This is a genomic window from Pseudomonas quasicaspiana (genome assembly GCF_021147825.1).
GTDB lineage: Bacteria > Pseudomonadota > Gammaproteobacteria > Pseudomonadales > Pseudomonadaceae > Aquipseudomonas > Aquipseudomonas quasicaspiana.
Map to the genome: position 1 here is coordinate 47,291 of NZ_JAGTPI010000016.1, position 22,956 is coordinate 70,246.

The 22,956-nt window shown below is 56.2% G+C and carries 19 protein-coding genes and 2 tRNA genes; 16 read left to right on the plus strand and 5 right to left on the minus strand.

The window, feature by feature from the left end; genetic code table 11:
• Window positions 1-9 precede the first annotated feature (9 nt).
• Entirely contained in the window at window positions 10-318 is a 309-nt protein-coding gene (locus KDX30_RS12275) for a YhbY family RNA-binding protein (protein ID WP_027900317.1), read from the minus strand.
• 104 nt (window positions 319-422) lie between these two features.
• On the opposite strand from KDX30_RS12275, the gene rlmE reads away from it, so the two are divergent.
• The 16 genes from rlmE (at window position 423) to KDX30_RS12355 (ending at window position 16,406) form a co-directional block, all read left to right on the plus strand.
• Entirely contained in the window at window positions 423-1,073 is a 651-nt protein-coding gene (gene rlmE, locus KDX30_RS12280) for a 23S rRNA (uridine(2552)-2'-O)-methyltransferase RlmE (RefSeq protein ID WP_027900318.1), read from the plus strand.
• A 191-nt stretch (window positions 1,074-1,264) separates the two neighbouring features.
• Window positions 1,265-3,175 (plus strand): ATP-dependent zinc metalloprotease FtsH, encoded by a 1,911-nt coding sequence (gene ftsH, locus KDX30_RS12285; protein WP_027900319.1) that lies wholly within the window; start codon window positions 1,265-1,267, stop codon window positions 3,173-3,175.
• An 8-nt stretch (window positions 3,176-3,183) separates the two neighbouring features.
• Window positions 3,184-4,035, plus strand: a complete 852-nt coding sequence (gene folP / locus KDX30_RS12290) for a dihydropteroate synthase (RefSeq protein ID WP_231675973.1) — start codon at window positions 3,184-3,186, stop codon at window positions 4,033-4,035.
• A gap of 18 nt (window positions 4,036-4,053) precedes the next feature.
• Window positions 4,054-5,391 (plus strand): phosphoglucosamine mutase, encoded by a 1,338-nt coding sequence (gene glmM, locus KDX30_RS12295; RefSeq protein ID WP_049826944.1) that lies wholly within the window; start codon window positions 4,054-4,056, stop codon window positions 5,389-5,391.
• 66 nt (window positions 5,392-5,457) lie between these two features.
• A complete protein-coding gene (tpiA, locus tag KDX30_RS12300) occupies window positions 5,458-6,213 on the plus strand; it encodes a triose-phosphate isomerase (protein WP_122396376.1) in 756 nt (251 codons plus the stop codon).
• Window positions 6,214-6,217: 4 nt separating this feature from the next.
• Entirely contained in the window at window positions 6,218-6,598 is a 381-nt protein-coding gene (gene secG / locus KDX30_RS12305) for a preprotein translocase subunit SecG (protein WP_027900323.1), read from the plus strand.
• 43 nt (window positions 6,599-6,641) lie between these two features.
• A tRNA-Leu gene (locus KDX30_RS12310) sits at window positions 6,642-6,727 on the plus strand.
• Window positions 6,728-6,823: 96 nt separating this feature from the next.
• A tRNA-Met gene (locus tag KDX30_RS12315) sits at window positions 6,824-6,900 on the plus strand.
• A 138-nt stretch (window positions 6,901-7,038) separates the two neighbouring features.
• A complete protein-coding gene (gene rimP / locus KDX30_RS12320) occupies window positions 7,039-7,497 on the plus strand; it encodes a ribosome maturation factor RimP (RefSeq protein WP_027900324.1) in 459 nt (152 codons plus the stop codon).
• Between the two features lie 59 nt (window positions 7,498-7,556).
• On the plus strand, window positions 7,557-9,038 hold the full coding sequence (gene nusA / locus KDX30_RS12325; RefSeq protein ID WP_027900325.1) for a transcription termination factor NusA: 1,482 nt from the start codon (window positions 7,557-7,559) through the stop codon (window positions 9,036-9,038).
• A 27-nt stretch (window positions 9,039-9,065) separates the two neighbouring features.
• Complete coding sequence (infB, locus tag KDX30_RS12330) at window positions 9,066-11,582, plus strand: translation initiation factor IF-2 (protein WP_027900326.1); 2,517 nt, start codon at window positions 9,066-9,068, stop codon at window positions 11,580-11,582.
• Between the two features lie 160 nt (window positions 11,583-11,742).
• On the plus strand, window positions 11,743-12,156 hold the full coding sequence (rbfA, locus tag KDX30_RS12335) for a 30S ribosome-binding factor RbfA (protein WP_027900327.1): 414 nt from the start codon (window positions 11,743-11,745) through the stop codon (window positions 12,154-12,156).
• A gap of 3 nt (window positions 12,157-12,159) precedes the next feature.
• On the plus strand, window positions 12,160-13,077 hold the full coding sequence (gene truB / locus KDX30_RS12340) for a tRNA pseudouridine(55) synthase TruB (protein WP_122396377.1): 918 nt from the start codon (window positions 12,160-12,162) through the stop codon (window positions 13,075-13,077).
• Between the two features lie 142 nt (window positions 13,078-13,219).
• On the plus strand, window positions 13,220-13,489 hold the full coding sequence (gene rpsO / locus KDX30_RS12345) for a 30S ribosomal protein S15 (protein ID WP_002555121.1): 270 nt from the start codon (window positions 13,220-13,222) through the stop codon (window positions 13,487-13,489).
• 171 nt (window positions 13,490-13,660) lie between these two features.
• Window positions 13,661-15,766, plus strand: coding sequence for a polyribonucleotide nucleotidyltransferase (pnp, locus tag KDX30_RS12350; protein WP_231675974.1), 2,106 nt, complete (start codon window positions 13,661-13,663; stop codon window positions 15,764-15,766).
• Between the two features lie 289 nt (window positions 15,767-16,055).
• Window positions 16,056-16,406: a BON domain-containing protein gene (locus KDX30_RS12355; RefSeq protein WP_099268112.1), complete on the plus strand. Its 351-nt coding sequence runs from the start codon at window positions 16,056-16,058 to the stop codon at window positions 16,404-16,406.
• Between the two features lie 435 nt (window positions 16,407-16,841).
• Here the strand turns inward: KDX30_RS12355 and KDX30_RS12360 are convergent, their stop codons facing one another.
• The 4 genes from KDX30_RS12360 to KDX30_RS12375 all read right to left on the minus strand — a co-directional run bounded on the left by KDX30_RS12360 (window position 16,842) and on the right by KDX30_RS12375 (window position 22,922).
• Window positions 16,842-17,150, minus strand: coding sequence for a DUF2845 domain-containing protein (locus KDX30_RS12360; RefSeq protein WP_099268111.1), 309 nt, complete (start codon window positions 17,148-17,150; stop codon window positions 16,842-16,844).
• 9 nt (window positions 17,151-17,159) lie between these two features.
• Window positions 17,160-20,138, minus strand: a complete 2,979-nt coding sequence (locus tag KDX30_RS12365) for a DUF748 domain-containing protein (RefSeq protein WP_231675975.1) — start codon at window positions 20,136-20,138, stop codon at window positions 17,160-17,162.
• A gap of 122 nt (window positions 20,139-20,260) precedes the next feature.
• Window positions 20,261-21,277, minus strand: coding sequence for a class I SAM-dependent rRNA methyltransferase (locus tag KDX30_RS12370; protein WP_231675976.1), 1,017 nt, complete (start codon window positions 21,275-21,277; stop codon window positions 20,261-20,263).
• Window positions 21,278-21,743: 466 nt separating this feature from the next.
• Window positions 21,744-22,922: an acetyl-CoA C-acetyltransferase gene (locus tag KDX30_RS12375; RefSeq protein ID WP_231675977.1), complete on the minus strand. Its 1,179-nt coding sequence runs from the start codon at window positions 22,920-22,922 to the stop codon at window positions 21,744-21,746.
• Between the last annotated feature and the right edge of the window lie 34 nt (window positions 22,923-22,956).

The window sequence follows — 22,956 nt, forward strand, 5'->3', positions numbered from 1 at the left end:
TGGTTTGCATCAAACTGCGCGGTGGACGTTTGAGAGCTGCTTGTTTACCTTTGGGTTCTTGCGGTAGATCAGCGCCATCTTGCCGATGACCTGCACAAGATCCGCAGATCCGGCCTTGCACAGTTCGGCAATGGCTTGAAGGCGGCTTTCGCGGTCCAGGATGTTGAGTTTGATCTTGATCAGCTCGTGATCGCTCAGTGCGCGCTCCAGTTCGGCAAGCACACCTTCGGTCAAACCATTGTCAGCCACGATCAAAACCGGTTTCAGGTGGTGGCCAATGGATTTGTACTGTTTCTTCTGCTCTTGAGTGAGCGGCATAATCTGACCTCTGCGTCTGATCTTGTAAAAAGCGGCGGCCAGTTTACCCGAGCGAGTCCGGGACCGCCCACTTAATCACGACTCGATTATTTTTGAGGTGCCCCGTGGCCCGTTCCAAGACAAGCCATAACTGGCTCAAAGAACACTTCGACGACAAATACGTCAAAATGGCGCAAAAGGACGGCTATCGTTCGCGCGCCAGCTACAAGCTGCTCGAGATTCAGGAAAAGGACAAAATCATCCGTCCAGGCATGACCGTAATTGACCTGGGCGCGGCCCCCGGAGGCTGGTCGCAAGTGACCAGTCGTCTGATTGGTGGTCAAGGTCGGTTGATTGCGTCAGATATTCTGGAGATGGACAGCATCCCTGATGTCACCTTTATTCAAGGGGATTTCACTGAAGATGCAGTGCTGGCGCAAATTCTGGAAGCGGTCGGTAATACACAGGTAGACCTTGTGATTTCCGATATGGCCCCCAATATGAGTGGATTGAGCGCTGTCGATATGCCTCGCGCAATGTTTCTTTGCGAGTTGGCACTCGATCTTGCAGGGCGTGTTTTGCGGCCGGGTGGTGACTTTCTGATCAAGGTTTTCCAAGGGGAAGGCTTTGACATGTACCACAAGGACATCCGCAAGCTGTTCGACAAGGTTCAGATGCGCAAGCCTTCTTCATCGCGTGATCGTTCCCGCGAGCAGTATTTGCTGGGGCGTGGTTTCCGCGGAATTGAGGGGTCGGCAAGCGTTGAGCGCCTTTGAGGTGCAGCGATAGATTTTTTTAAATGGCCTTGTCGATGCAGCATCACCGAGCATCGTGTAGTCAAAGTTTCACAAAGGGTTACAGACGGTGCCTGCCACATCTGCGGGTTCTGTAGTAAGTTAGGCCGGTGAATATCATGCGAGGCACGCTCTGCGTGGAGCTTGCTTCAGAGGGTAGCTAATTGAACGATATGGCAAAGAATTTGATCCTGTGGTTGATCATCGCGGCTGTCCTTGTGACGGTGATGAACAACTTCTCCAGCCCTAACGAGCCGCAGACCCTCAACTATTCCGAGTTCATCCAGCAGGTGAAGGATGGCAAGGTCGAGAAAGTTGCAGTGGATGGCTACGTCATTACGGGCAAACGTACTGATGGCGACTCCTTCAAGACCATTCGTCCGGCTATTCAGGACAATGGCCTGATCGGCGATCTGGTCAACAACAACGTGGTTGTTGAGGGCAAGCAGCCTGAGCAGCAAAGCATCTGGACTCAGTTGCTGGTAGCCAGCTTCCCGATTCTCGTGATCATCGCTGTCTTCATGTTCTTCATGCGCCAGATGCAAGGTGGTGCGGGAGGCAAGGGCGGTCCGATGAGCTTCGGCAAGAGCAAGGCGCGCCTGCTCTCTGAAGATCAGGTCAAGACGACATTGGCTGACGTCGCGGGTTGCGATGAAGCCAAGGAAGAAGTGGGCGAGCTCGTTGAGTTCCTCCGTGATCCGGGCAAGTTCCAGCGTCTGGGTGGCCGGATTCCTCGCGGCGTACTGATGGTGGGTCCACCGGGTACCGGTAAAACCTTGCTGGCCAAGGCCATTGCGGGCGAAGCGAAGGTCCCGTTTTTCACTATTTCCGGTTCTGACTTCGTTGAAATGTTCGTGGGTGTCGGCGCAAGCCGCGTTCGCGACATGTTCGAACAGGCCAAGAAACACGCTCCTTGCATCATCTTCATCGACGAAATCGACGCTGTAGGTCGTCATCGTGGTGCTGGCATGGGCGGTGGTCACGATGAGCGTGAGCAGACTCTTAACCAGTTGCTGGTCGAGATGGATGGTTTCGAAATGAATGACGGCATCATCGTCATCGCCGCAACCAACCGTCCTGACGTACTGGACCCGGCTTTGCTGCGTCCAGGTCGTTTCGACCGCCAGGTTGTGGTTGGTTTGCCTGATATCCGTGGCCGTGAGCAGATCCTCAAGGTTCACATGCGCAAAGTGCCGATGGGCGACGACGTCAACGCGGGTGTTATCGCCCGTGGTACGCCTGGCTTCTCCGGTGCCGACCTTGCCAACCTGGTCAACGAAGCATCGCTGTTTGCTGCCCGTACCGGTAAGCGCATCGTTGAGATGAAAGAGTTTGAGCTCGCTAAAGACAAGATCATGATGGGCGCTGAGCGCAAATCCATGGTCATGTCCGAGAAAGAGAAGCGCAACACGGCTTATCACGAAGCGGGTCACGCAATCGTGGGTCGGGTGGTGCCAGAGCATGATCCGGTTTACAAGGTGTCGATCATCCCTCGTGGTCGTGCGCTGGGTGTCACCATGTTCCTCCCTGAGGAAGATCGTTACAGCCTGTCCAAGCGTGCTTTGATCAGTCAGATCTGCTCGTTGTATGGCGGTCGGATCGCTGAAGAGATGACCCTTGGGTTTGACGGTGTTACCACTGGCGCTTCCAACGACATCATGCGGGCCAGTCAGATTGCCCGGAACATGGTGACCAAGTGGGGTCTGTCCGAGAAGCTGGGTCCTCTGCTGTACGGTGAAGACGAAGACCAGGGCTACCTGGGTCGTGGCGGCGGTGGCTCAAGCAGTGGTTTGTCGGCTGATACCTCGCGCTTGATCGACTCCGAAGTTCGCAGCATTATCGATCAGTGCTACGGCACCGCCAAACAGATCCTCACCGACAACCGTGAGAAGCTCGACGCGATGGCAGATGCGTTGATGAAGTACGAAACGATTGATGCTGAGCAGATCGACGATATTATGGCTGGCCGTACTCCGCGCGAACCGCGCGATTGGGAAGGTGGTTCGGGTACTCCTGGTACTCCGGTAACACCTCCGGATGTTCGTCCGGAAGCCCCGATCGGTGGTCCTGCTGCTGAACACTAAGGCCTGACATGAATCCTGTGCTGTACCCGACCCGGTTGCCTTGCGGCAACCGGGTTCTTGATTTGTCCCGTACGCATGTTATGGGCATTCTCAATGCAACTCCTGATTCCTTCTCCGATGGCGGTCGCTACACCCATCTCGATGCCGCCCTGCGGCATGCCGAAGCGATGGTTGCTGCGGGTGCCACGCTGATTGATGTCGGCGGCGAATCAACTCGTCCGGGCGCGCGTGCCGTATCGCCCACTGAAGAGCTTGAGCGCGTGGCTCCTGTCGTGGAGGCGCTGAATCGCGAGCTGGACGTTATCATCTCGGTGGACACCTCCACGCCTGCTGTCATTCGTGAAACCGCTCGGCTGGGGGCAGGGTTGATCAATGACGTTCGCTCATTGCGTCGTGATGGTGCGCTGGATGCGGCGGCTGCGACCGGGCTCCCTGTGTGCCTGATGCACATGCGTGGCGAGCCTGGCGATATGCAGGATGATCCTCGTTATGACGATCTGGTCGCTGAAGTCGGTGCGTTTTTGCGCGAACGGATGGATCGGTGTGGTGTTGCGGGTATTCCTGAAGAGCGCATCATTCTGGATCCGGGTTTTGGTTTTGCCAAAAGCCTCGATCACAATCTGAGCCTGTTCAAGCATATGCAGGAATTGCATCTGCTGGGCCGCCCGCTATTGGTTGGTGTCTCGCGCAAGAGCATGATTGGCGGTGCGTTGGGGCGTCCGGTCGGCGAACGTCTGTTTGGTGGTCTTGCTCTCGCCGCGTTGGCGATGACCAAGGGCGCAAGAATTCTACGTGTGCATGATGTGGCCGAAACGGTCGATGTCGTGCGGATGATTGCCGCGGTTGAAGCGGCGCAATAAGAATACGGAGCATCCATGATTACCAAGAAATATTTCGGAACCGACGGCATTCGTGGTCGAGTGGGGCAATTCCCTATTACTCCCGAATTCATGCTGAAACTCGGTTGGGCAGCAGGCATGGCGTTTCGACGTCTTGGCGCCTGCCGCATTCTGGTAGGCAAGGACACGCGAATCTCCGGGTATATGTTCGAGTCGGCGCTTGAGGCGGGTCTGTCTGCCGCTGGCGCCGATGTGATGCTGTTGGGGCCGATGCCTACGCCTGCCATCGCTTACCTGACGCGCACTTTTCATGCGGAAGCCGGCATCGTGATCAGCGCTTCGCATAACCCGCACTACGATAACGGCATCAAGTTCTTCTCGGGTCAGGGCACCAAATTGCCCGACGAGATCGAGTTGATGATCGAGGAGTTGCTCGATGCGCCGATGACCGTCGTTGAGTCGGAAAAGCTGGGCAAGGTTTCGCGTATCAATGACGCTGCGGGCCGTTATATCGAATTCTGTAAAAGCAGCGTGCCGACCAGCACCGATTTTGCCGGCCTCAAGCTGGTGGTCGACTGCGCCCATGGCGCGACCTACAAGGTGGCGCCAAACGTCTTCCGTGAGCTGGGCGCTCAAGTGACCGTTTTGTCTGCTCAGCCCAATGGCCTGAACATCAATGAAGATTGTGGCTCCACGCACATGGGGGCGCTGCAGGCTGCCGTGCTCGCCGAGCATGCAGACCTCGGCATTGGTTTCGATGGAGATGGCGACCGCGTCTTGATGGTTGATCACACGGGCGCTGTTGTTGATGGTGACGAGTTGTTGTTCATCATTGCCCGTGATCTCCATGCGCGTGGCCGCCTGCAAGGTGGCGTCGTGGGTACGCTGATGAGCAATCTGGGGCTTGAGCTGGCTCTGGCTGATCTGGATATCCCGTTTGTTCGCGCGAACGTGGGTGATCGTTATGTGATTGCCGAGCTTCTGGAGCGCAATTGGCAGATCGGTGGTGAGAACTCCGGTCACGTCGTCTGCTTCCAGCACACCACTACCGGGGACGCAATTATTGCAGCGCTGCAGGTTCTGCTTGCGCTGCGTCGCAACGGAGAAAGTCTTGCGCAGTCGCGTCAGGCGCTTCGCAAGTGCCCGCAAGTATTGGTCAACGTCCGGTTTTCGGGCGGTGTTGATCCGGTCACGCACCCCGCTGTCAAAGAGGCTTGCGACCGAGTAACGGCAGCCATGGAGGGTCGCGGTCGCGTGTTGCTGCGCAAGTCCGGGACCGAGCCACTGGTGCGCGTGATGGTTGAAGGCGAGGACGAAGTACAGGTTCGCGGTTACGCCGATGAGCTCGCAAAACTGGTTGCTGAAGTTTGCGCCTGATTTCGGCTTGCCAGTGTTGAAAGTGTTGGGTAACATCTGCGCCCACTTTGACCGACGAGGTACAGCATGCGTCGCCCTATGGTAGCTGGTAACTGGAAGATGCACGGTACCCGCGCCAGCGTCGCTGAGCTGATCGAGGGCCTTGCAGAGCAGGTCCTCCCAAGCGGTGTTGATGTGGCGGTGTTTCCGTCGAGCCTGCACGTAAGCCTGGTGGTTGAAGGTTTGCAGGGCAAATCAATTTCTGTGGGTGCGCAGAACTGTGCGCATGAAGCAGGGCAGGGTGCCTTGACCGGCGAAGTTTCGTCGAGTCAATTGGCTGATGCAGGTTGCAAGCTGGTACTTGTCGGTCACTCGGAGCGTCGCCAGATTATGGGCGAGAGCGATGATGTGCTGATTCGCAAGTTCGCTGCAGCTCAGGCAAGCGGCCTTACGCCGGTGCTGTGTATCGGCGAAACCCTCGAAGAGCGTGAAGCTGGCAAAACGCTTGAAGTGGTTGGGCAGCAGCTCGACAGCATCATCGTAGCGCTGGGCGTCAATGCTCTTGTGAATGCAGTAATCGCTTACGAGCCAGTCTGGGCCATCGGCACCGGGCTGACCGCTTCGCCTCAACAGGCGCAGGACGTGCACGCAGCCATTCGTGCACAGTTGGCGAAAGAGAATGCTGAGGTCGCACAAGGCGTGCGACTTCTTTATGGCGGCAGCGTGAAGGCGGCCAATGCGGTCGAACTGTTCGGCATGCCGGATATCGATGGGGGGCTCATTGGTGGTGCCTCCCTGAATGCAGCTGAGTTCGGTGCGATTATTCGCGCCGCGGGAAACTGAAAAAATGCTGGAAACAGTCGTAGTCGTTTTTCATCTGTTGGCCGCTCTGGGCGTTGTTGTCCTGGTTCTGCTGCAGCAGGGTAAGGGTGCGGACGCTGGCGCGTCTTTCGGAGCAGGGGCATCAAATACTGTCTTCGGAAGCCAAGGTTCCTCTACCTTTCTTAGTAAGTTTACTGGTATACTCGCCGCAGCTTTTTTCATAACCAGCTTGGGGTTAGGTTACTTTGCTAAAGAGAAAGCTCATGAGCTGACTCAGGAAGGTTTGCCAGATCCAGCGGTAATGGAAGTGAAGCAAAAACCGGCAGCAGATGATGTTCCGGTGCTCGAAGGGCAAAAGCCAGCGGTTGTTCCAGCTGACGTACCTCAAGCTCCCGAGCAGAAGTAAGGTTTCAACAGGCAGTGATGTTCGAGGCTGCCAAAGATGTATTGCCGAGGTGGTGGAATTGGTAGACACGCAACCTTGAGGTGGTTGTGCCCATAGGGTGTAGGGGTTCGAGTCCCCTTCTCGGTACCAATTATCAGGAGAGCCCGCTGTTGCGGGCTTTCTTGTAGGCGGAAGGTTACATTGACCCTGCAAGGGATCGGTCGTATACTTCCGCCCCAGCTTTGTCGCGGGGTGGAGCAGTCTGGTAGCTCGTCGGGCTCATAACCCGAAGGTCGTCGGTTCAAATCCGGCCCCCGCAACCAGTTTAAGGAGCCCCTTTTAAGGGGCTTTTTGTTAGCTGGACACTTTCAACGCCGCTGTTCGACGGCGTTTCAAGGATGGGCGTTTCGCCCATTTTTTTATTTTGCATAGCATGCACATACATGCACGAGGGGGTTCAGGTGTCGAGCAAGCTAGAAGAGTTGCAGGCCTTGCTGGCCCCGGTGGTCGTGGCCCTGGGCTATGAATGCTGGGGTATTGAGTTTTCGGCTCAAGGTCGCCACTCAATGTTGCGCGTTTATATCGATAAAGAGGGCGGTGTGCTGGTGGACGATTGCGCCATCGTGAGCCGTCAGATCAGCGGCGTTCTTGATGTTGAAGATCCGATCTCCGTTGAATACACCCTTGAAGTTTCCTCGCCTGGCATGGAACGCCCACTGTTCACTATTGAGCAGTTCGCAAAATTTGCCGGTGAACAAGTGAAGATCAAGCTGCGTTCGCCTTTCGAAGGACGACGCAACTTTCAGGGCCTTCTGCGTGGTGTAGAAGAGCAGGACGTTGTGGTGCAGGTAGAAGACCACGAGTTCCTGTTGCCGATCGATATGATCGACAAGGCCAACATTATTCCCACGTTTGACTGATACGTGCCAAATACTGCGGATCCCGCGGATCCAATGGCTTGCGAAAGGCGAGGCGTACGATGAGCAAAGAAGTACTGCTGGTTGTTGAGTCGGTGTCCAATGAAAAGGGCGTTCCGGCAGATGTGATTTTTGAAGCGCTTGAGTTGGCCCTGGCCACCGCGACAAAAAAACGTTTTGAAGATGAAGTTGAGCTGCGTGTAGAGATCAACCGTCAGACGGGTAACTACGAGACTTTCCGTCGCTGGACAGTAGTCGAAGATGAAGATCTTGACGATCCAGCGTACGAGCTGGCTGTCGATCAGGCTCAAGAGAAAAGACCAGGTGCCGTAGCCGGTGATCTGATCGAAGAAAAAATCGAATCCATCGAGTTCGGCCGTATCGCCGCGCAGACTGCCAAGCAAGTTATTGTGCAGAAAGTTCGCGAAGCCGAGCGTGCGCAAGTGGTTGACGCCTATCGTGAACGACTGGGCGAAATCATCTCCGGCACTGTCAAGAAAGTTACCCGCGACAACGTTATCGTTGACCTGGGCAACAATGCCGAAGCGCTGCTGGCTCGTGAAGACATTATTTCCCGCGAAACCTTCCGTGTAGGTGTCCGTCTAAGGGCTCTGCTGAAGGAAATTCGCACTGAAAACCGTGGTCCGCAGCTGATTCTGTCGCGTACAGCGCCAGAGATGCTGATTGAGCTTTTCCGCATTGAAGTGCCGGAAATCGCTGAAGGTCTGATTGAGGTGATGGCTGCCTCTCGTGACCCGGGCTCACGTGCAAAAATCGCTGTTCGCTCCAAGGACAAACGAATCGACCCGCAAGGTGCCTGTATTGGCATGCGTGGTTCGCGAGTTCAGGCTGTTTCGGGCGAACTGGGTGGCGAACGAGTGGATATCGTCCTGTGGGATGACAATCCGGCTCAATTCGTCATCAACGCGATGTCCCCGGCTGAAGTGGCGGCAATCATCGTAGATGAAGACGCCCATGCAATGGACATCGCGGTCGGTGCCGACAACCTGGCTCAGGCCATTGGTCGTGGCGGTCAGAACGTGCGTCTGGCCAGTCAACTGACCGGTTGGACCCTGAACGTAATGACCGAATCGGACATCCAGGCCAAGCAGCAAGCAGAAACCGGCGACATCCTGCGCAACTTCATCGACGAGCTGGAAGTCGACGAAGACCTGGCGCAAGTGCTGGTAGATGAAGGCTTCACCAGCCTGGAAGAGATTGCCTATGTACCGGTGGAGGAGATGCTCAACATCGACGGCTTTGACGAGGAAACCGTCAACGAGCTTCGTGCTCGGGCCAAGGATCGTTTGTTGACCAAAGCCATCGCTACAGAGGAAAAGCTGGCAGACGCCCATCCGGCCGAAGACCTGCTCTCGCTTGAGGGTATGGACAAGGATTTGGCGATGGAACTGGCGGTGCGCGGCGTAATTACCCGCGAAGACCTGGCCGAGCAGTCTATTGACGATCTGCTCGACATCGACGGCATTGATGATATTCGTGCCGGCAAGTTGATCATGGCCGCCCGAGCCCACTGGTTCGAGTAATTAGGCGCGGCCTGAGGAGAGAAGTGCATGACGCAAGTCACGGTGAAACAACTGGCCGATGAGGTCAAAACACCGGTAGAGCGCCTGTTGCAGCAGATGCGTGAGGCAGGTCTGCCGCACACCGCCGCCGAAGAAAAGGTGACTGACAGTGAGAAGCAATCTTTGCTGACTCACTTGAAAAGCAGTCACAAGGCGAAAGTGGAAGAACCACGCAAGATCACGCTGCAGCGTAAAACCACCAGCACCCTGCGTGTTGCTGGCAGCAAAAGCATCAGCGTTGAAGTACGCAAGAAAAAAGTATTCGTGCAGCGCAGCCCGGAAGAAATCGAGGCCGAGCGCAAGCGCGAGCTTGATGAACGTCGCGCCGTAGAAAATGCTGCTCGTCAGAAGGCTGAAGAAGAAGCCAAGCGCCGCGCCGAAGAAGAAGCGCGTAATCAGCCTTCAGCGCCAGCACCTGCTGCCTCTGAAGCCGTAGCTGCGCCAGCTCCGGTTGCCCAGCCTGTTCAGGAAGCACCTGCTGCACCTGCTCCGGCACCGGTTGCCGAAGTGCGCAAGCGTGATGAACAGCGTCGCCCGGACAAACCGCGCAGCGATGATCGCAACGCTCGTGGTGGTGATGGCGATCGCAAGAACGCCCCGCATCGCGCCTCTGTTAAAGAGAAAGCGCCAGCGCCACGCGTTGCACCGCGTACCACTGACGAAGAAAGCGATGGCTTCCGTCGTGGTGGTCGTGGCAAGGCCAAGCTGAAGAAGCGTAACGCTCACGGCTTCCAGAGCCCAACCGGTCCTCTGGTTCGTGACGTGAAAATCGGTGAGACCATCTCTGTCGGCGACCTGGCACAACAAATGTCGGTCAAGGCAGCTGAGATCATCAAGTTCATGTTCAAGCTGGGCACCCCAGCCACCATCAACCAGGTTCTGGATCAGGAAACTGCCCAACTGGTTGCTGAAGAACTGGGCCACAAAGTGACTCTGGTCAGCGACACCGCCCTGGAAGATTCCCTGGCAGAATCGCTGAAGTTCGAAGGTGAGACGTTCTCCCGTGCTCCGGTTGTGACCGTAATGGGCCACGTTGACCACGGTAAGACTTCCCTGCTCGACTATATCCGTCGTGCCAAGGTTGCTGCTGGCGAAGCCGGTGGTATTACCCAGCACATCGGTGCTTACCACGTTGAAACCGAACGCGGCATGGTCACGTTCCTCGACACCCCGGGTCACGCTGCGTTTACCGCAATGCGTGCTCGTGGTGCCAAGGCGACTGACATCGTGATTCTGGTCGTTGCTGCTGACGACGGCGTGATGCCACAGACCATCGAAGCCGTGCAACACGCCAAGGCTGCCGGTGTTCCGCTGGTGGTTGCAGTGAACAAGATCGACAAGCCGGGCGCTGACCTGGACCGCATCCGCAGTGAACTGTCGGTTCACGGCGTGACGTCCGAAGAGTGGGGCGGTGAAACACCGTTCGTTTCGGTCTCCGCGAAGATGGGTACCGGTGTTGACGAGCTGCTCGAAGCGGTACTGCTGCAGGCTGAAGTTCTGGAACTGACTGCAACTCCGTCGGCTCCTGGCCGTGGTGTTGTTGTTGAATCGCGTCTCGACAAGGGCCGCGGTCCAGTTGCTACTGTTCTGGTTCAGGACGGTACGCTGCGTCAGGGCGACATGGTCCTGGTCGGTTCGAACTATGGCCGCGTTCGCGCCATGCTCGACGAGAACGGCAAGCCAATCAAGGAAGCAGGTCCATCCATTCCGGTCGAGATTCTCGGCCTGGACGGTACACCGGACGCTGGCGACGAGATGAGCGTAGTGGCTGACGAGAAGAAAGCCCGTGAAGTGGCTCTGTTCCGTCAAGGCAAGTTCCGCGAAGTCAAACTGGCCCGTGCTCACGCTGGCAAGCTGGAGAACATCTTCGAGAACATGGGCCAGGAAGAGAAGAAGACGCTCAATATCGTCCTCAAATCTGACGTCCGTGGTTCCCTGGAAGCTCTGCAGGGCGCATTGAACGGCCTGGGTAACGACGAAGTGCAAGTGCGCGTAGTCGGCGGCGGTGTCGGTGGTATCACCGAGAGCGACGCTAACCTGGCGCTGGCTTCCAACGCTGTACTGTTCGGTTTCAACGTGCGTGCCGATGCTGGCGCTCGCAAGATCGTCGAGCAGGAAGGTCTGGATATGCGTTACTACAACGTGATCTACGACATCATCGAAGACGTCAAGAAAGCCCTTACCGGTATGCTTGGCAGCGATGTTCGGGAAAATATCCTGGGTATTGCCGAAGTACGTGACGTGTTCCGTTCGCCGAAGTTTGGCGCGATCGCTGGTTGCATGGTCATCGAAGGCGTTGTCTTCCGTAACCGTCCGATTCGCGTACTGCGTGAAGACATCGTTATCTTCGAAGGCGAGCTGGAATCCCTGCGTCGCTTCAAGGATGACGCTTCCGAAGTTCGTGCCGGCATGGAATGCGGTATCGGCGTCAAGAGCTACAACGACGTCAAAGTCGGTGACAAGATCGAAGTCTTCGAGAAGGTCCAAGTGGCTCGCAGCCTCTAAGTCGCGAGCTATAGGAGCCATGGCAGGTCTTCGCATGCAAATGCCGCAGACCCTGTCATGGGCTCAACACGCAACGCCCGGTCCGACATCTGTCAGGCCGGGCGTTTGCCGCTTTCAGACCGCGAGGGTTTCGCCCCCGGTCAGTATCAGGTAGCAAAACATGGCAAAAGAATATAGCCGTACCCAACGCATTGGCGATCAGATGCAGCGTGAGCTGGCTCAACTGATCCGTCGCGAAATCAAGGACCCGCGTGTCGGTCTGGTCACCATCACTGCGGTTGATGTAAGCCGCGACGTGGGTCACGCCAAGATTTTCATGACCGTCATGGGTCAGGACAGCGCAGAAGAAATTTCGCAGACCATCAAGGTGCTGAACTCCGCTGCAGGCTTCCTGCGGATGCAACTGGCCCGTGAAATGAAACTGCGCAGCGTGCCTCAGTTGCACTTCCACTACGACGAAAGCGTCGTGCGTGGTGCGCACCTGTCGGCCCTGATCGAACGTGCAGTTGCCGAAGACGGCCAGCATGCCGGTGACGCGCCGCAAAGCACCAAGCCAGCAAGCAACGAGGAATAAGGCGTGGCTCAGGTCAAGCGCATTCGTCGTAACGTCAGCGGGATCATCCTGCTCGACAAACCGCTGGGCTTCACTTCCAACGCGGCTTTGCAAAAGGTGCGTTGGTTGCTCAATGCCGAGAAAGCCGGCCACACCGGCAGCCTCGACCCTTTGGCCAGTGGCGTCCTGCCATTGTGCTTTGGTGAAGCCACCAAGTTCTCGCAATACCTGCTCGATTCAGACAAGTCCTACGAAACCCTGGCGCAGTTAGGTAAAACCACGACTACCGGCGATGCCGAAGGTGATGTTTTACAGACGCGTCCGGTGACCGTTGGTCGTGCCGATATCGAGGCGGTTTTGCCGGAATTTCGCGGTGAAATCAGTCAGATACCACCCATGTACTCTGCGCTCAAGCGTGATGGGCAGCCGCTCTACAAGCTCGCTCGTGCCGGGGAAGTAGTGGAGCGCGAACCGCGTTCTGTTACTATTGCGCGCCTGGAATTGCTCGAAAGTGACGCAGATACTGCACGCTTCTCGGTCGATTGCAGCAAAGGTACATATATACGTACCCTGGTAGAAGACATTGGTGAGAAACTGGGTTGCGGTGCTTATGTCGCGCAACTGCGTCGTACACAGGCCGGACCTTTCAGCTTGGCCCAGACGGTCACCCTGGAAGAGTTGGAGCAAGTGCACGCCGACGGCGGTAACGAAGCGGTTGATCGCTTCCTGATGCCATCGGACAGCGGTTTGCAGGACTGGCCGTTATTGCAGTTTTCGGAACACAGTTCGTTTTACTGGTTGCATGGTCAGCCAGTAAGAGCACCGGACGCGCCGCAGTTCGGCATGGTTCGGGTGCAGGATCACAATGGTCGCTTCATCGGTATCGGTGAAGTGAGCGAAGACGGGCGGATCGCGCCACGTCGTTTGATTCGGTCAGAATGACCGAACCTCGGGTCATGTGAATGATCCGGGAGAGGATGGCTGTTAACAGGCACGGTCATTCCTCATCTTTTAATACAAGGGTTTGCCCTTGGCCTGTTGAAACCGCTCTTCGGAATGGTTTCCTGATAAAAGGATTGCCCACATGGCACTCAGCGTTGAAGAAAAAGCTCAGATCGTAACCGACTACCAGCAAGCTGTTGGTGATACTGGTTCGCCAGAAGTGCAAGTTGCACTGCTGACCGCCAACATCAACAAACTGCAAGGCCACTTCAAGGCCAACGGTAAAGATCACCACTCGCGTCGTGGTCTGATCCGTATGGTAAACCAGCGTCGTAAGCTGCTGGATTACCTGAAAGGTAAGGACGTTAGCCGTTACAGCGCCCTGATCGGTCGTCTGGGTCTGCGTCGCTAATAACGACTCGGATAGAGGTTGGTTGTCTGTCGTTGTCTTACCGTTTTTCGGTAAGGCTGGCAGGCTCCCAGCCTCTAGTTGTATCTGGACAGTCGTGGGGCCGATTCCCCGCACCGCCCAAGAATTCGCAAGAAACCAGTTCCCCAAGAGCCACAAAGAAGGTAGGAAACCGTGAACCCGGTAATCAAGAAATTTCAATTCGGTCAATCGACCGTAACCCTCGAGACTGGCCGTATTGCCCGTCAAGCTTCAGGTGCTGTATTGGTCACCGTTGACGACGACGTCACCGTACTTGTGACTGTGGTCGGCGCCAAGACAGCAGACCCAAGCAAAGGCTTCTTCCCACTTTCCGTGCACTACCAGGAAAAAACCTACGCTGCAGGTAAAATCCCTGGTGGCTTCTTCAAGCGTGAAGGCCGTCCTTCCGAAAAAGAAACCCTGACTTCCCGTCTGATCGACCGTCCGATCCGTCCGCTCTTCCCGGAAGGCTTCATGAACGAAGTGCAGGTTGTCTGCACCGTCGTTTCCACCAGCAAGAAAACCGATCCGGACGTCGCTGCGATGATCGGTACTTCGGCTGCTCTGGCAATCTCCGGCATTCCTTTCGATGGCCCGATCGGCGCAGCTCGCGTTGCTTTCCACGAAAGCACCGGCTACCTGCTGAACCCGACCTACGAGCAACTCAAGGCTTCGAGCCTGGACATGGTTGTAGCCGGTACCGAAGAAGCCGTTCTGATGGTTGAATCGGAAGCCAAAGAGCTGACTGAAGACCAGATGCTGGGCGCAGTACTGTTCGCCCACGACGAATTCCAGTCGGTGATCAAGGCCGTTAAAGAACTGGCCGCCGAAGCTGCCAAGCCTACCTGGGCCTGGACGCCGAAGCCTGAAGCCACTTCGCTGCTGAGCGCTATCCGCGCTGAGTTCGGCGACGCGATTTCCCAGGCTTACACCATCACTGTAAAAGCTGACCGTTACGCGCGTCTGGGCGAGCTGAAAGATCAGATCGTTGCCAAACTCGCTGTAGAAGAAGGCAGCCCGACTGCCAGCGAAGTCAAAGCAGCTTTCGGTGAAATCGAATACCGCACCGTTCGTGAGAACATCGTTAACGGCAAGCCACGTATCGACGGTCGCGACACTCGCACTGTACGTCCGCTGAACATCGAAGTCGGTGTTCTGCCGAAGACTCACGGTTCGGCTCTGTTCACCCGTGGCGAAACTCAGGCACTGGTTGTTGCCACTCTGGGTACCGCACGTGACGCGCAGTTGCTCGATACCCTGGAAGGCGAGAAAAAAGACCCGTTCATGCTGCACTACAACTTCCCTCCGTTCTCGGTGGGCGAGTGTGGTCGCATGGGTGGTGCTGGTCGTCGTGAAATCGGTCACGGTCGTCTGGCGCGTCGTTCGGTTCAGGCCATGCTGCCTGCCGCTGACGTGTTCCCGTACACCATCCGTATCGTCTCGGAAATCACCGAGTCCAACGGTTCCAGCTCCATGGCTTCCGTTTGCGGTGCTTCCTTGGCGCTGATGGACGCTGGTGTACCGATGAAGGCACCTGTTGCCGGTATCGCCATGGGTCTGGTTAAAGAAGGCGAGAAGTTCGCCATCCTGACCGACATCCTGGGTGACGAAGACCACCTGGGCGACATGGACTTCAAAGTAGCCGGTACCGCCAAAGGTGTTACCGCGCTGCAGATGGACATCAAGATCAAAGGCATTACCGAAGAAATCATGGAAATCGCTCTGGGCCAAGCCCTGGAAGCGCGCCTGAATATCCTCGGCCAGATGAACCAGATCATTGGTCAGTCGCGTACCGAGCTGTCGGAAAACGCTCCGACCATGATCGCGATGAAAATCGACACCGACAAAATCCGTGATGTTATCGGTAAAGGCGGCGCGACCATCCGTGCAATCTGTGAAGAGACCAAAGCTTCGATCGATATCGAAGACGACGGCTCAATCAAGATCTTCGGCGAAACCAAGGAAGCAGCTGAAGCAGCACGTCAGCGCGTTCTGGGTATCACTGCTGAGGCCGAGATCGGCAAGATCTATGTGGGCAAGGTTGAGCGCATCGTCGACTTCGGCGCATTCGTCAACATCCTGCCTGGCAAGGACGGTCTGGTTCACATCTCCATGCTGAGCGATGCTCGCGTTGAGAAAGTGACTGACATCCTGAAAGAAGGCGAGGAAGTCGAAGTGCTGGTACTGGACGTCGACAACCGTGGCCGCATCAAGCTGTCGATCAAAGACGTTGCTGCTGCGAAAGCATCGGGCGTCTGATCTGTCGATCAGTAAGTAACAGAAAAGGGATCCTTCGGGATCCTTTTTTTATGTGTGTAATTAAGTAGTTACGGAACTTTCTTGTGAGGCGGGCAAAGCATGCATCTTGCACGCGAAAGTAGTGGTGAGCGGGCAATCTGCACGATTCCGAAATTCAGGAGTTTTTATAAGTGTCTGAATTTATTGGCTTTTAAGGCTGTTTCATTCTTGGCACAGCGCTTGCGATATATACCAGTAACCCTGCTGCCACTTGCTGGCGCAGTTTCTGAGAAAAACAGGAGTTACTCGTATGAAGAAGTTCGCTATTGCTGCTGCCACCGCTACTGCACTGACTCTGACTATGGCCAACGCTGCCTTCGCTCAGACCGCCGCTACCCCAATGGTTGTAGCTGCTAACACCACTACTCAAGAAGTGAAAGAAGATACTTCTGACACTTGGATCACCACTAAAGTCAAAGCTGACCTGCTGACTGAAAAAGGCATCCCAGGTTCGGACATCAAGGTTGAGACCAACAAAGGTGTGGTTTCCCTGTCCTCCATGGTCAAAGTGACCGAAGCTCAGAAAAACACTGCCGTCGCTATCACCAAGAAAATCAAAGGTGTTAAAGACGTATCGGCTGCAGGCCTGAAAGCTGAGTAATCAGACATTCATCGCTGAACGAGTAAAAGGATTGGCGGGTGACCTGGATGGGTAACCGCTGATTCTGGAAAGGTTCATGCGAAGGACTACAGGGATGTGGTCATTAAAAGCCCCGGCGGAAACGTCGGGGCTTTTTCTATGGTTCTAAAATACAGCTCTGCAATTTAAATCCATTACCTGTAGGAGATCGCTCAGTGTTCCTGACACAGCGCTGTCGCGCAGCAAATGGGGACCTGTAGGAGCGCGCTTGCCCGCGATGGGATCTGGTCAGGGAGCGCATTTTTCGCTGACGCACCGCAGGCCTGCAGAAAAAAGATTTAAATTCGAGCAGTTATTTTATGGTTGGTGAGAGCTGCCGAAGGCTGCGATGCATTCATCCTGATGCAACGTCATCGCAGCCTTCGGCAGCTCCTACAGGATTAGAGGGTGTTCCCTTCAATTCCCGCGCTTGCTGTCTATCCTGACCAGCCGACCACCTTCAAAGCGCAGGTACTGATACATGCCGTGGTCCGGCCCGTAGATCCATTCTTCAATCTTCACCTCTTCGGACTGGCGGTAATTACCGCTGAAGGTCTCCTTGGTGCCGATGACTTCCTGGCTGACGGGCATACCGCATTTCTGCTGCACCTCGAACGCACGGTCACCCGCGCTAATGAGTTGGCTGCCGCAGCGCAAAGTAGAAGCCTGAGCTGAAGCCGACAGTGCCGCCAGCACTGCGAAACATGAAATCAAATAAATGCGCATAGCGTTGGGTTACTCACTGTCCAGATGCAATGGACTGATCACGCTGCCATCTTTCTCTGCCTGACCAAGCCTGGCATCGACGAAATAGACGCGCTCGTCTTCAAGCTTTCCTTTGTCCACAAGGTAATCCTTGATACTGCTGGCACGATTCTGCCCGAGCTCTCGCAACAGTACCTCGTTGCCGCTCCAGAACTGAATAATCTCCGCGCGCATCTTGTTGGAGCGCTCTTCCTTGCCCAGATCCGCCCATTGCGCTGGCGGCTGCTTCTTCAGACGGGCGCGGTAAATGCCTTCCAGCATCGGCGATTTTTCATTGTCTGGCACATTAACCATTGCGGCTCTGGCCGGAACCTTGTCGCCGCGGCGCTGCAGGATCTTGTAGTACGTGTACTGGTATTCGCGTTCAAGACGCTGCTGGGCGAGGAACGGGCCATCGCTGCTTGCTGCGCTGGTACCTTCAATCTCAAGACGCAGGGTAGGGCGCTCATTGAGCGCTGCTGCGAGCTTATCCAGCGCTTTCTGAGTATCAGGGCTGAGGTCGGTGGCCCCCGGCGCAAATCTGATGCTGCTCAGGTCCTCCGAGCCTCCGCCACTGACCAACCCGCCAATGAAGTTGAACGGTGCTGCTGCCGCGCGTACCACCAGGTTACGCAGGGTCTGCCAGACAATCGGCATGACGCTGAACTGCGGGTTGTTCAAATCGCCTGATACCGGCAGCTCAATGGATATCCGTCCATTGACGTCTTTGAGCAGCGCAACGGCCAGACGCAGGGGAAGGTCCACGGCATCCGGGCTGTCAACCTTCTCGCCCAACTCCAATTGCTCGACCACTACCTTGTTTTCAGCCTTCAGCTGGCCTTTGGTGATCTTGTAATGCAGGTCCAGATTGAGTCGGCCTTTGCGGATGCGATACCCGGCGAACTTGCCCGAGTAAGGTGTCAGTGTGGTCAGCTCAACGCGTTTGAAGCTGGTGGCGATGTCCAGCGCAGACATCGGGTCAAACGGGTTCAGGCTGCCTTTGATGGTGACTGGCGCATAACGGTCAACCTTACCGTTCACGTTTACAGTGGCAGGATTGGACTGGCGATTATCCAGCGTGCCGATGCGTCCATTGAGTTGTTGAACGGCGGTGGCGAAGTTCGGTGTCAGGCTGAAGTCGGCAAAGTTGGCCGAGCCGTCATTGATATTCACCTCACCGATACGAATGCCCAGCGGCTTTTCCTTACGGGCTGAAGCGCTGGTTTTGGCGACTGGCTTTTTGTCTGCCGGTTGCGGGATCAGCAGGTCATCGATGTTGGTCGTCCGGTCGTTGTTGATCATGAAGCGAGCGTAAGGCTGCTCCAGATTGACCTTGGCAATGTTCAGACTGTCGCCGTGCTGGTAATTGAGGCCTTCCAGCGTGAGCTTTTGCCACTTGAGGAAGTCACGTTTTTTCTGTGTATCCAGCGTGTGCAACTGTTCGACTTGCGCCTTGCCATTGATGTTGAACGCCAGTGGCTCGGTGCTTTTAAGATTGACTGCCAGATCGCTACCCAGCATACCGCTGCGAAGTTCCAGCTGAATAAACGGGCTGATATAAGCCTGAGCAATACGTAGATCGATATCTTTAGCAGTGACCTGCAGCTTTGCGCTGACCGGGTTCAGATTTACGTCGCCCGCAGCGGTAAGCTTGCCCTGCTTGCCGACGCCGGTATCGAGCTTCAGGGTAAACGGTGATTTGTTCAGGCTGTCGAAGTTCTGCATGTCCAGATTGAGCGGACCCACGTCCAGAGCGACCGGTTCTTTCTGGCTACGGTCTGCAAGGTGAACCTGATAGTCACGCAGTTGCACGTCTTTGAGCAGTACTTGCCACGGCTTGGAAGGCGCAGCGGGTTTGGCAGTCGGTGGTTGAGCGTCGGCTGTAGCCGGTGCCGGTGCAGCCTTGTCGTCCACCGCAACTTTCTGTGCAGACGAGGCTGTTGATTTGGCAGCAGGTTTGGCGGGCTGGCTGGCGAATAGCTTTTGCCAGTCCAGTTGACCATCAGCCTCCAGCGCTGCCCAGGTTTCCAGTCGGGTGCTGCGGATCTTTCCGACAGTGACCAATTGTTTAGCCAGGTCGACGGAGCTCTCGGTTACGTCAAGCCGCTGCAAGCGCGCCAGTGGGCGTCCATCCGGAGCGTCAATGCTGAGCGGCGCAATGCTGAGCGCAGTATCAGTCAGCTTGAGTTCGGTTTCTTTCGAAAGATTGAGCGAATAGGCCGTGCTGAAATTGAGTACGCCGTCTTTCAATACCAGCGGCAGGGCGTCACGTACATAAGGCCACCAAAGCTTCATCTTGCTGTCAGTGACTTTCAAAGTGCCTTCGGAAGTAATTGGAATCAGGCTTATACGTCCGACCCAATCAATCTGGCCGCCATCCGGGCCTGCGGCGACCAGTGTCATATCCGCATTGTCTTCAGGCAATGTGCTGAGGTTTTTCAGCTCAAAATTCAGTTTGTCGTAAAGGAACTCAATCGGTTCGCTGGGGCGCATGTCTTGAAAACGCACGTAACCGTCGGCCAGTTTGATCTGGTCGATGCGCAGCGGGAAGGGCTTGCTGGCGGGTTCCTCGGCAGCAGCAGGGTCGCTCGGCGGCAGCTTGAATAGCTGAGTCAGGTTCAGCGCGCCGTCTTTATCGAATAACAGCTCTGTCTTGGGCTTGATCAACTCAATAGCCTGCAAGTGCAGGGCGCGGGTCCACAGACTATCGATCTGCAGATCGGCGTAAAGCTTTTCAAAACCAACCTGTTCTTTGCCCGGTGCGCCGATATTCAGGCCCCACAGGGTCAGTTCCAGGCTGTAGGGGTTGAATTCAATGCGCTCCAGGCGTGCCGGAACGGTGGAATAGTTCTCCAGTTGCTGGTTGGCAATGCGCAAACCAACACCGGGCAAAATCAGAAAGCCCAGAATGCTATAGAGTCCGAAAACGACCAGAAGGGTACCAATCGCGCGTATCAATCCTTTGGACATGTGAGGCGTCGTCTCTCTTTATCGGACTTTATGGGAGCTCCTTGGAGTATGGCATGCCAATCTGGTTCCGAAGGCACCGCCTCTCCATGTTGTGGGATATTTCCCTAAACTCTGTACGGCAATCAGAGATGCAAGATCAGGGTCTTCAGCGGTGGCTGATTGTCCATTGAAGGGAAGTCTGCAGCGGGCGGCATGACCTGCCAATCGCGGACCGGGCGCCCGATCTTGGTTGCGCAGCGCAATACCTGCTCGCGCCAATCATCCATGCTGACTTTTGCCAGATTGTTGCAGCAGATCAATACGCCATTGTCGGCGGTGGTCAGCAGCGCAGGCTTGAGCAGGCTTTGATAATCGCGCAGCAAGTCCACTGTGCCGAAAGCGCTTTTCGCCCATGCAGGTGGGTCGAGCAGCACCAGATCGTACTGACGCTGTTCAAGCTTCATGTAATCGGGCAGTTTGTGACCGCGTCGCTGAGTGATGGGCAAGCCTGCCAATTGACGGATCGCCGGAAAGTAATCGGATTGAATGAACGACATGCCAGGCAGTTGCGGATTAAGTGCACCGTTTTCACGACCCACTGCCAGGTTGCCTTCGGCGAAATCCAGATTACACACCTCACTGGCACCGCCCGCCGCAGCGCTCAGGCCAACACCACAGGTGTAAGCGAACAGGTTGAGTACGCTTTTGCCTTTACTGTGCTGCTTGACCCAGCCCCGGGTGTTTCGCAGGTCGAGAAACAACAGCGGATCCTGCCCGGCATGCCGCCCGCGCACACGGTAATTGAGACCCCATTCGTGGCCAATCAGGTCTTCCAGTGCTGCGGGTTCGGCCTTGTAGACGGCATCTTCGCGATCAATCCGCGAGTTGCCTTGGGAGCGGTCGTTGTAAACCAGCAGTAAATCCAGGCCAAGCCGGGCGTTTACGGCGGCATGCAGCTCAAGCAAGGCATCGCGCTCCAGACGTGTATGGAAGCTTTGCACCAGCAGTTGCGGGCCGTAACGGTCGAGGGTCAGACCGCTCGCGCCTTCCTGGCTGCCGTGGAACAGCCGGTAACAGTCCGTACCTTGCTGATGCAGCTCAGCAAGCAGCGGTTGACGGTTATCGAGGGCGACGCTGAGCGCCTGAATCAAGGAAGACATGCAAAGCGCCTAGGCAGGATGTAGGCGCGGCAGTTTATCAGGTCAGGCTGGTATCTACTGCGGTGTCGGCCTGTGAATCCATTCCTGTGGGAGCGGTGCTTGCCCGCGATGCATGTGTCGCAGTTCGAAGGCAGGCCGGGTTTTCGTTTATCGTCGGAAATGCCGCCCAGACCAAGCTCTGCTCCCAAAATTCGTATTCCAGGTCAGAGGTTTTGATTACCGCGCCAACGCCAGCGACACGCCCTGACCACCGCCGATACACAGCGTCGCAAGGCCCAGGATGTAGGCGCGACAGTTTCAGGTAAGGCCTGATTTCAGGTTGTGAATGCAATCCTTGTGGGAGCAGGGCTTGCCCGCGATGCATGTGTCGCAGTTCGAAGGCAGGCCGGGTTTTCGTTTATCGTCGGAAATGCCGCCCAGACCAAGCTCTGCTCCAAAAATTCGTATTCCAGGTCAGAGGTTTTGATTACCGCGCCAAAGCCAGCGCCACGCCCTGACCACCGCCAATACACAGCGTCGCCAGACCTTTTTTGGCATCGCGCTTGATCATCTCGTGCAGCAGAGTAACCAGCACCCGGCAGCCTGATGCGCCAATCGGGTGGCCCAAAGCAATGGCTCCGCCGTTGACGTTGACCTTCGCCATGTCCCAACCCAGCTCTTTACCGACAGACAACGCCTGCGCGGCGAAGGCTTCGTTGGCTTCGATCAGCTCCAGTTGCTCAATCGACCAACCGGCTTTATCCAGGCAGCGACGCGTCGCGCTGACCGGGCCGATGCCCATGATTGCAGGGTCAACACCGGCATTGGCATACCCGGCAATACGCGCCAGCACAGGCAAGCCCAACTCAGCCGCCTTGGACGCACTCATCAGGATCACAGCCGCTGCGCCATCGTTGAGCGAAGAGGCGTTACCGGCCGTTACCGAACCATCCTTCTTAAACGCCGGTTTGAGTTTGCCCAGTGTTTCAGCGGTGGTACCAGCACGCGGTTGCTCGTCGGTGGCGAAAGCTACAGGGTCGCCTTTGCGCTGCGGGATCAGAATCGGCGTGATCTCATCCACGAAGCGTCCGCTTTCAATCGCAGCAACGGCTTTCTGCTGGGAGGATGCAGCGAACGCATCCTGAGCTTCGCGGTTGATTTCGTACTTGTCAGCAAGATTTTCCGCCGTGATGCCCATGTGATAGTCGTTGAATGCATCCCACAAACCATCGCTGATCATGGTATCCACCAGCGTGCTGTGGCCCATGCGCAGACCGGTTCGTGCGCCCGGCATAACGTAGTTGGACAGGCTCATGTTTTCCTGGCCGCCTGCAATGATCACTTCGGCGTCGCCACAGCGAATGGCTTGAGTGGCCAGGTGCAGAGCCTTGAGGCCCGAGCCGCAGACTTTATTGAGGGTCATTGCCGGAACTGCAAACGGCAGGCCTGCCTTGATTGCTGCCTGACGCGCCGGGTTCTGACCGGCACCGGCCGTGAGCACCTGCCCCATGATGACTTCATCGACCTGCGCACCCTCAAGTCCGGTCTGCGCCAGGAGTTGGCGAATAACCGCTGCGCCCAGATCGACTGCGGAGACATTCGCCAGTGAACCCTGGAAACTTCCGACAGCGGTACGAGTGGCGGCAACGATAACGACGTCTTGCATGGCGCGGATCCTCATTCTTATTGGGTTTTACGTC

Coding starts and splice junctions, on each gene's coding strand:
- KDX30_RS12275 (WP_027900317.1), bottom strand. CDS start 318: ATGCCGCTCACTCAAGAGCAGAAGAAACAGTACAAATCCATTGGCCAC.
- ftsH (WP_027900319.1), top strand. CDS start 1,265: ATGGCAAAGAATTTGATCCTGTGGTTGATCATCGCGGCTGTCCTTGTG.
- folP (WP_231675973.1), top strand. CDS start 3,184: ATGAATCCTGTGCTGTACCCGACCCGGTTGCCTTGCGGCAACCGGGTT.
- tpiA (WP_122396376.1), top strand. CDS start 5,458: ATGCGTCGCCCTATGGTAGCTGGTAACTGGAAGATGCACGGTACCCGC.
- secG (WP_027900323.1), top strand. CDS start 6,218: ATGCTGGAAACAGTCGTAGTCGTTTTTCATCTGTTGGCCGCTCTGGGC.
- nusA (WP_027900325.1), top strand. CDS start 7,557: ATGAGCAAAGAAGTACTGCTGGTTGTTGAGTCGGTGTCCAATGAAAAG.
- infB (WP_027900326.1), top strand. CDS start 9,066: ATGACGCAAGTCACGGTGAAACAACTGGCCGATGAGGTCAAAACACCG.
- rbfA (WP_027900327.1), top strand. CDS start 11,743: ATGGCAAAAGAATATAGCCGTACCCAACGCATTGGCGATCAGATGCAG.
- rpsO (WP_002555121.1), top strand. CDS start 13,220: ATGGCACTCAGCGTTGAAGAAAAAGCTCAGATCGTAACCGACTACCAG.
- KDX30_RS12355 (WP_099268112.1), top strand. CDS start 16,056: ATGAAGAAGTTCGCTATTGCTGCTGCCACCGCTACTGCACTGACTCTG.
- KDX30_RS12360 (WP_099268111.1), bottom strand. CDS start 17,150: ATGCGCATTTATTTGATTTCATGTTTCGCAGTGCTGGCGGCACTGTCG.
- KDX30_RS12365 (WP_231675975.1), bottom strand. CDS start 20,138: ATGTCCAAAGGATTGATACGCGCGATTGGTACCCTTCTGGTCGTTTTC.
- KDX30_RS12370 (WP_231675976.1), bottom strand. CDS start 21,277: ATGTCTTCCTTGATTCAGGCGCTCAGCGTCGCCCTCGATAACCGTCAA.
- KDX30_RS12375 (WP_231675977.1), bottom strand. CDS start 22,922: ATGCAAGACGTCGTTATCGTTGCCGCCACTCGTACCGCTGTCGGAAGT.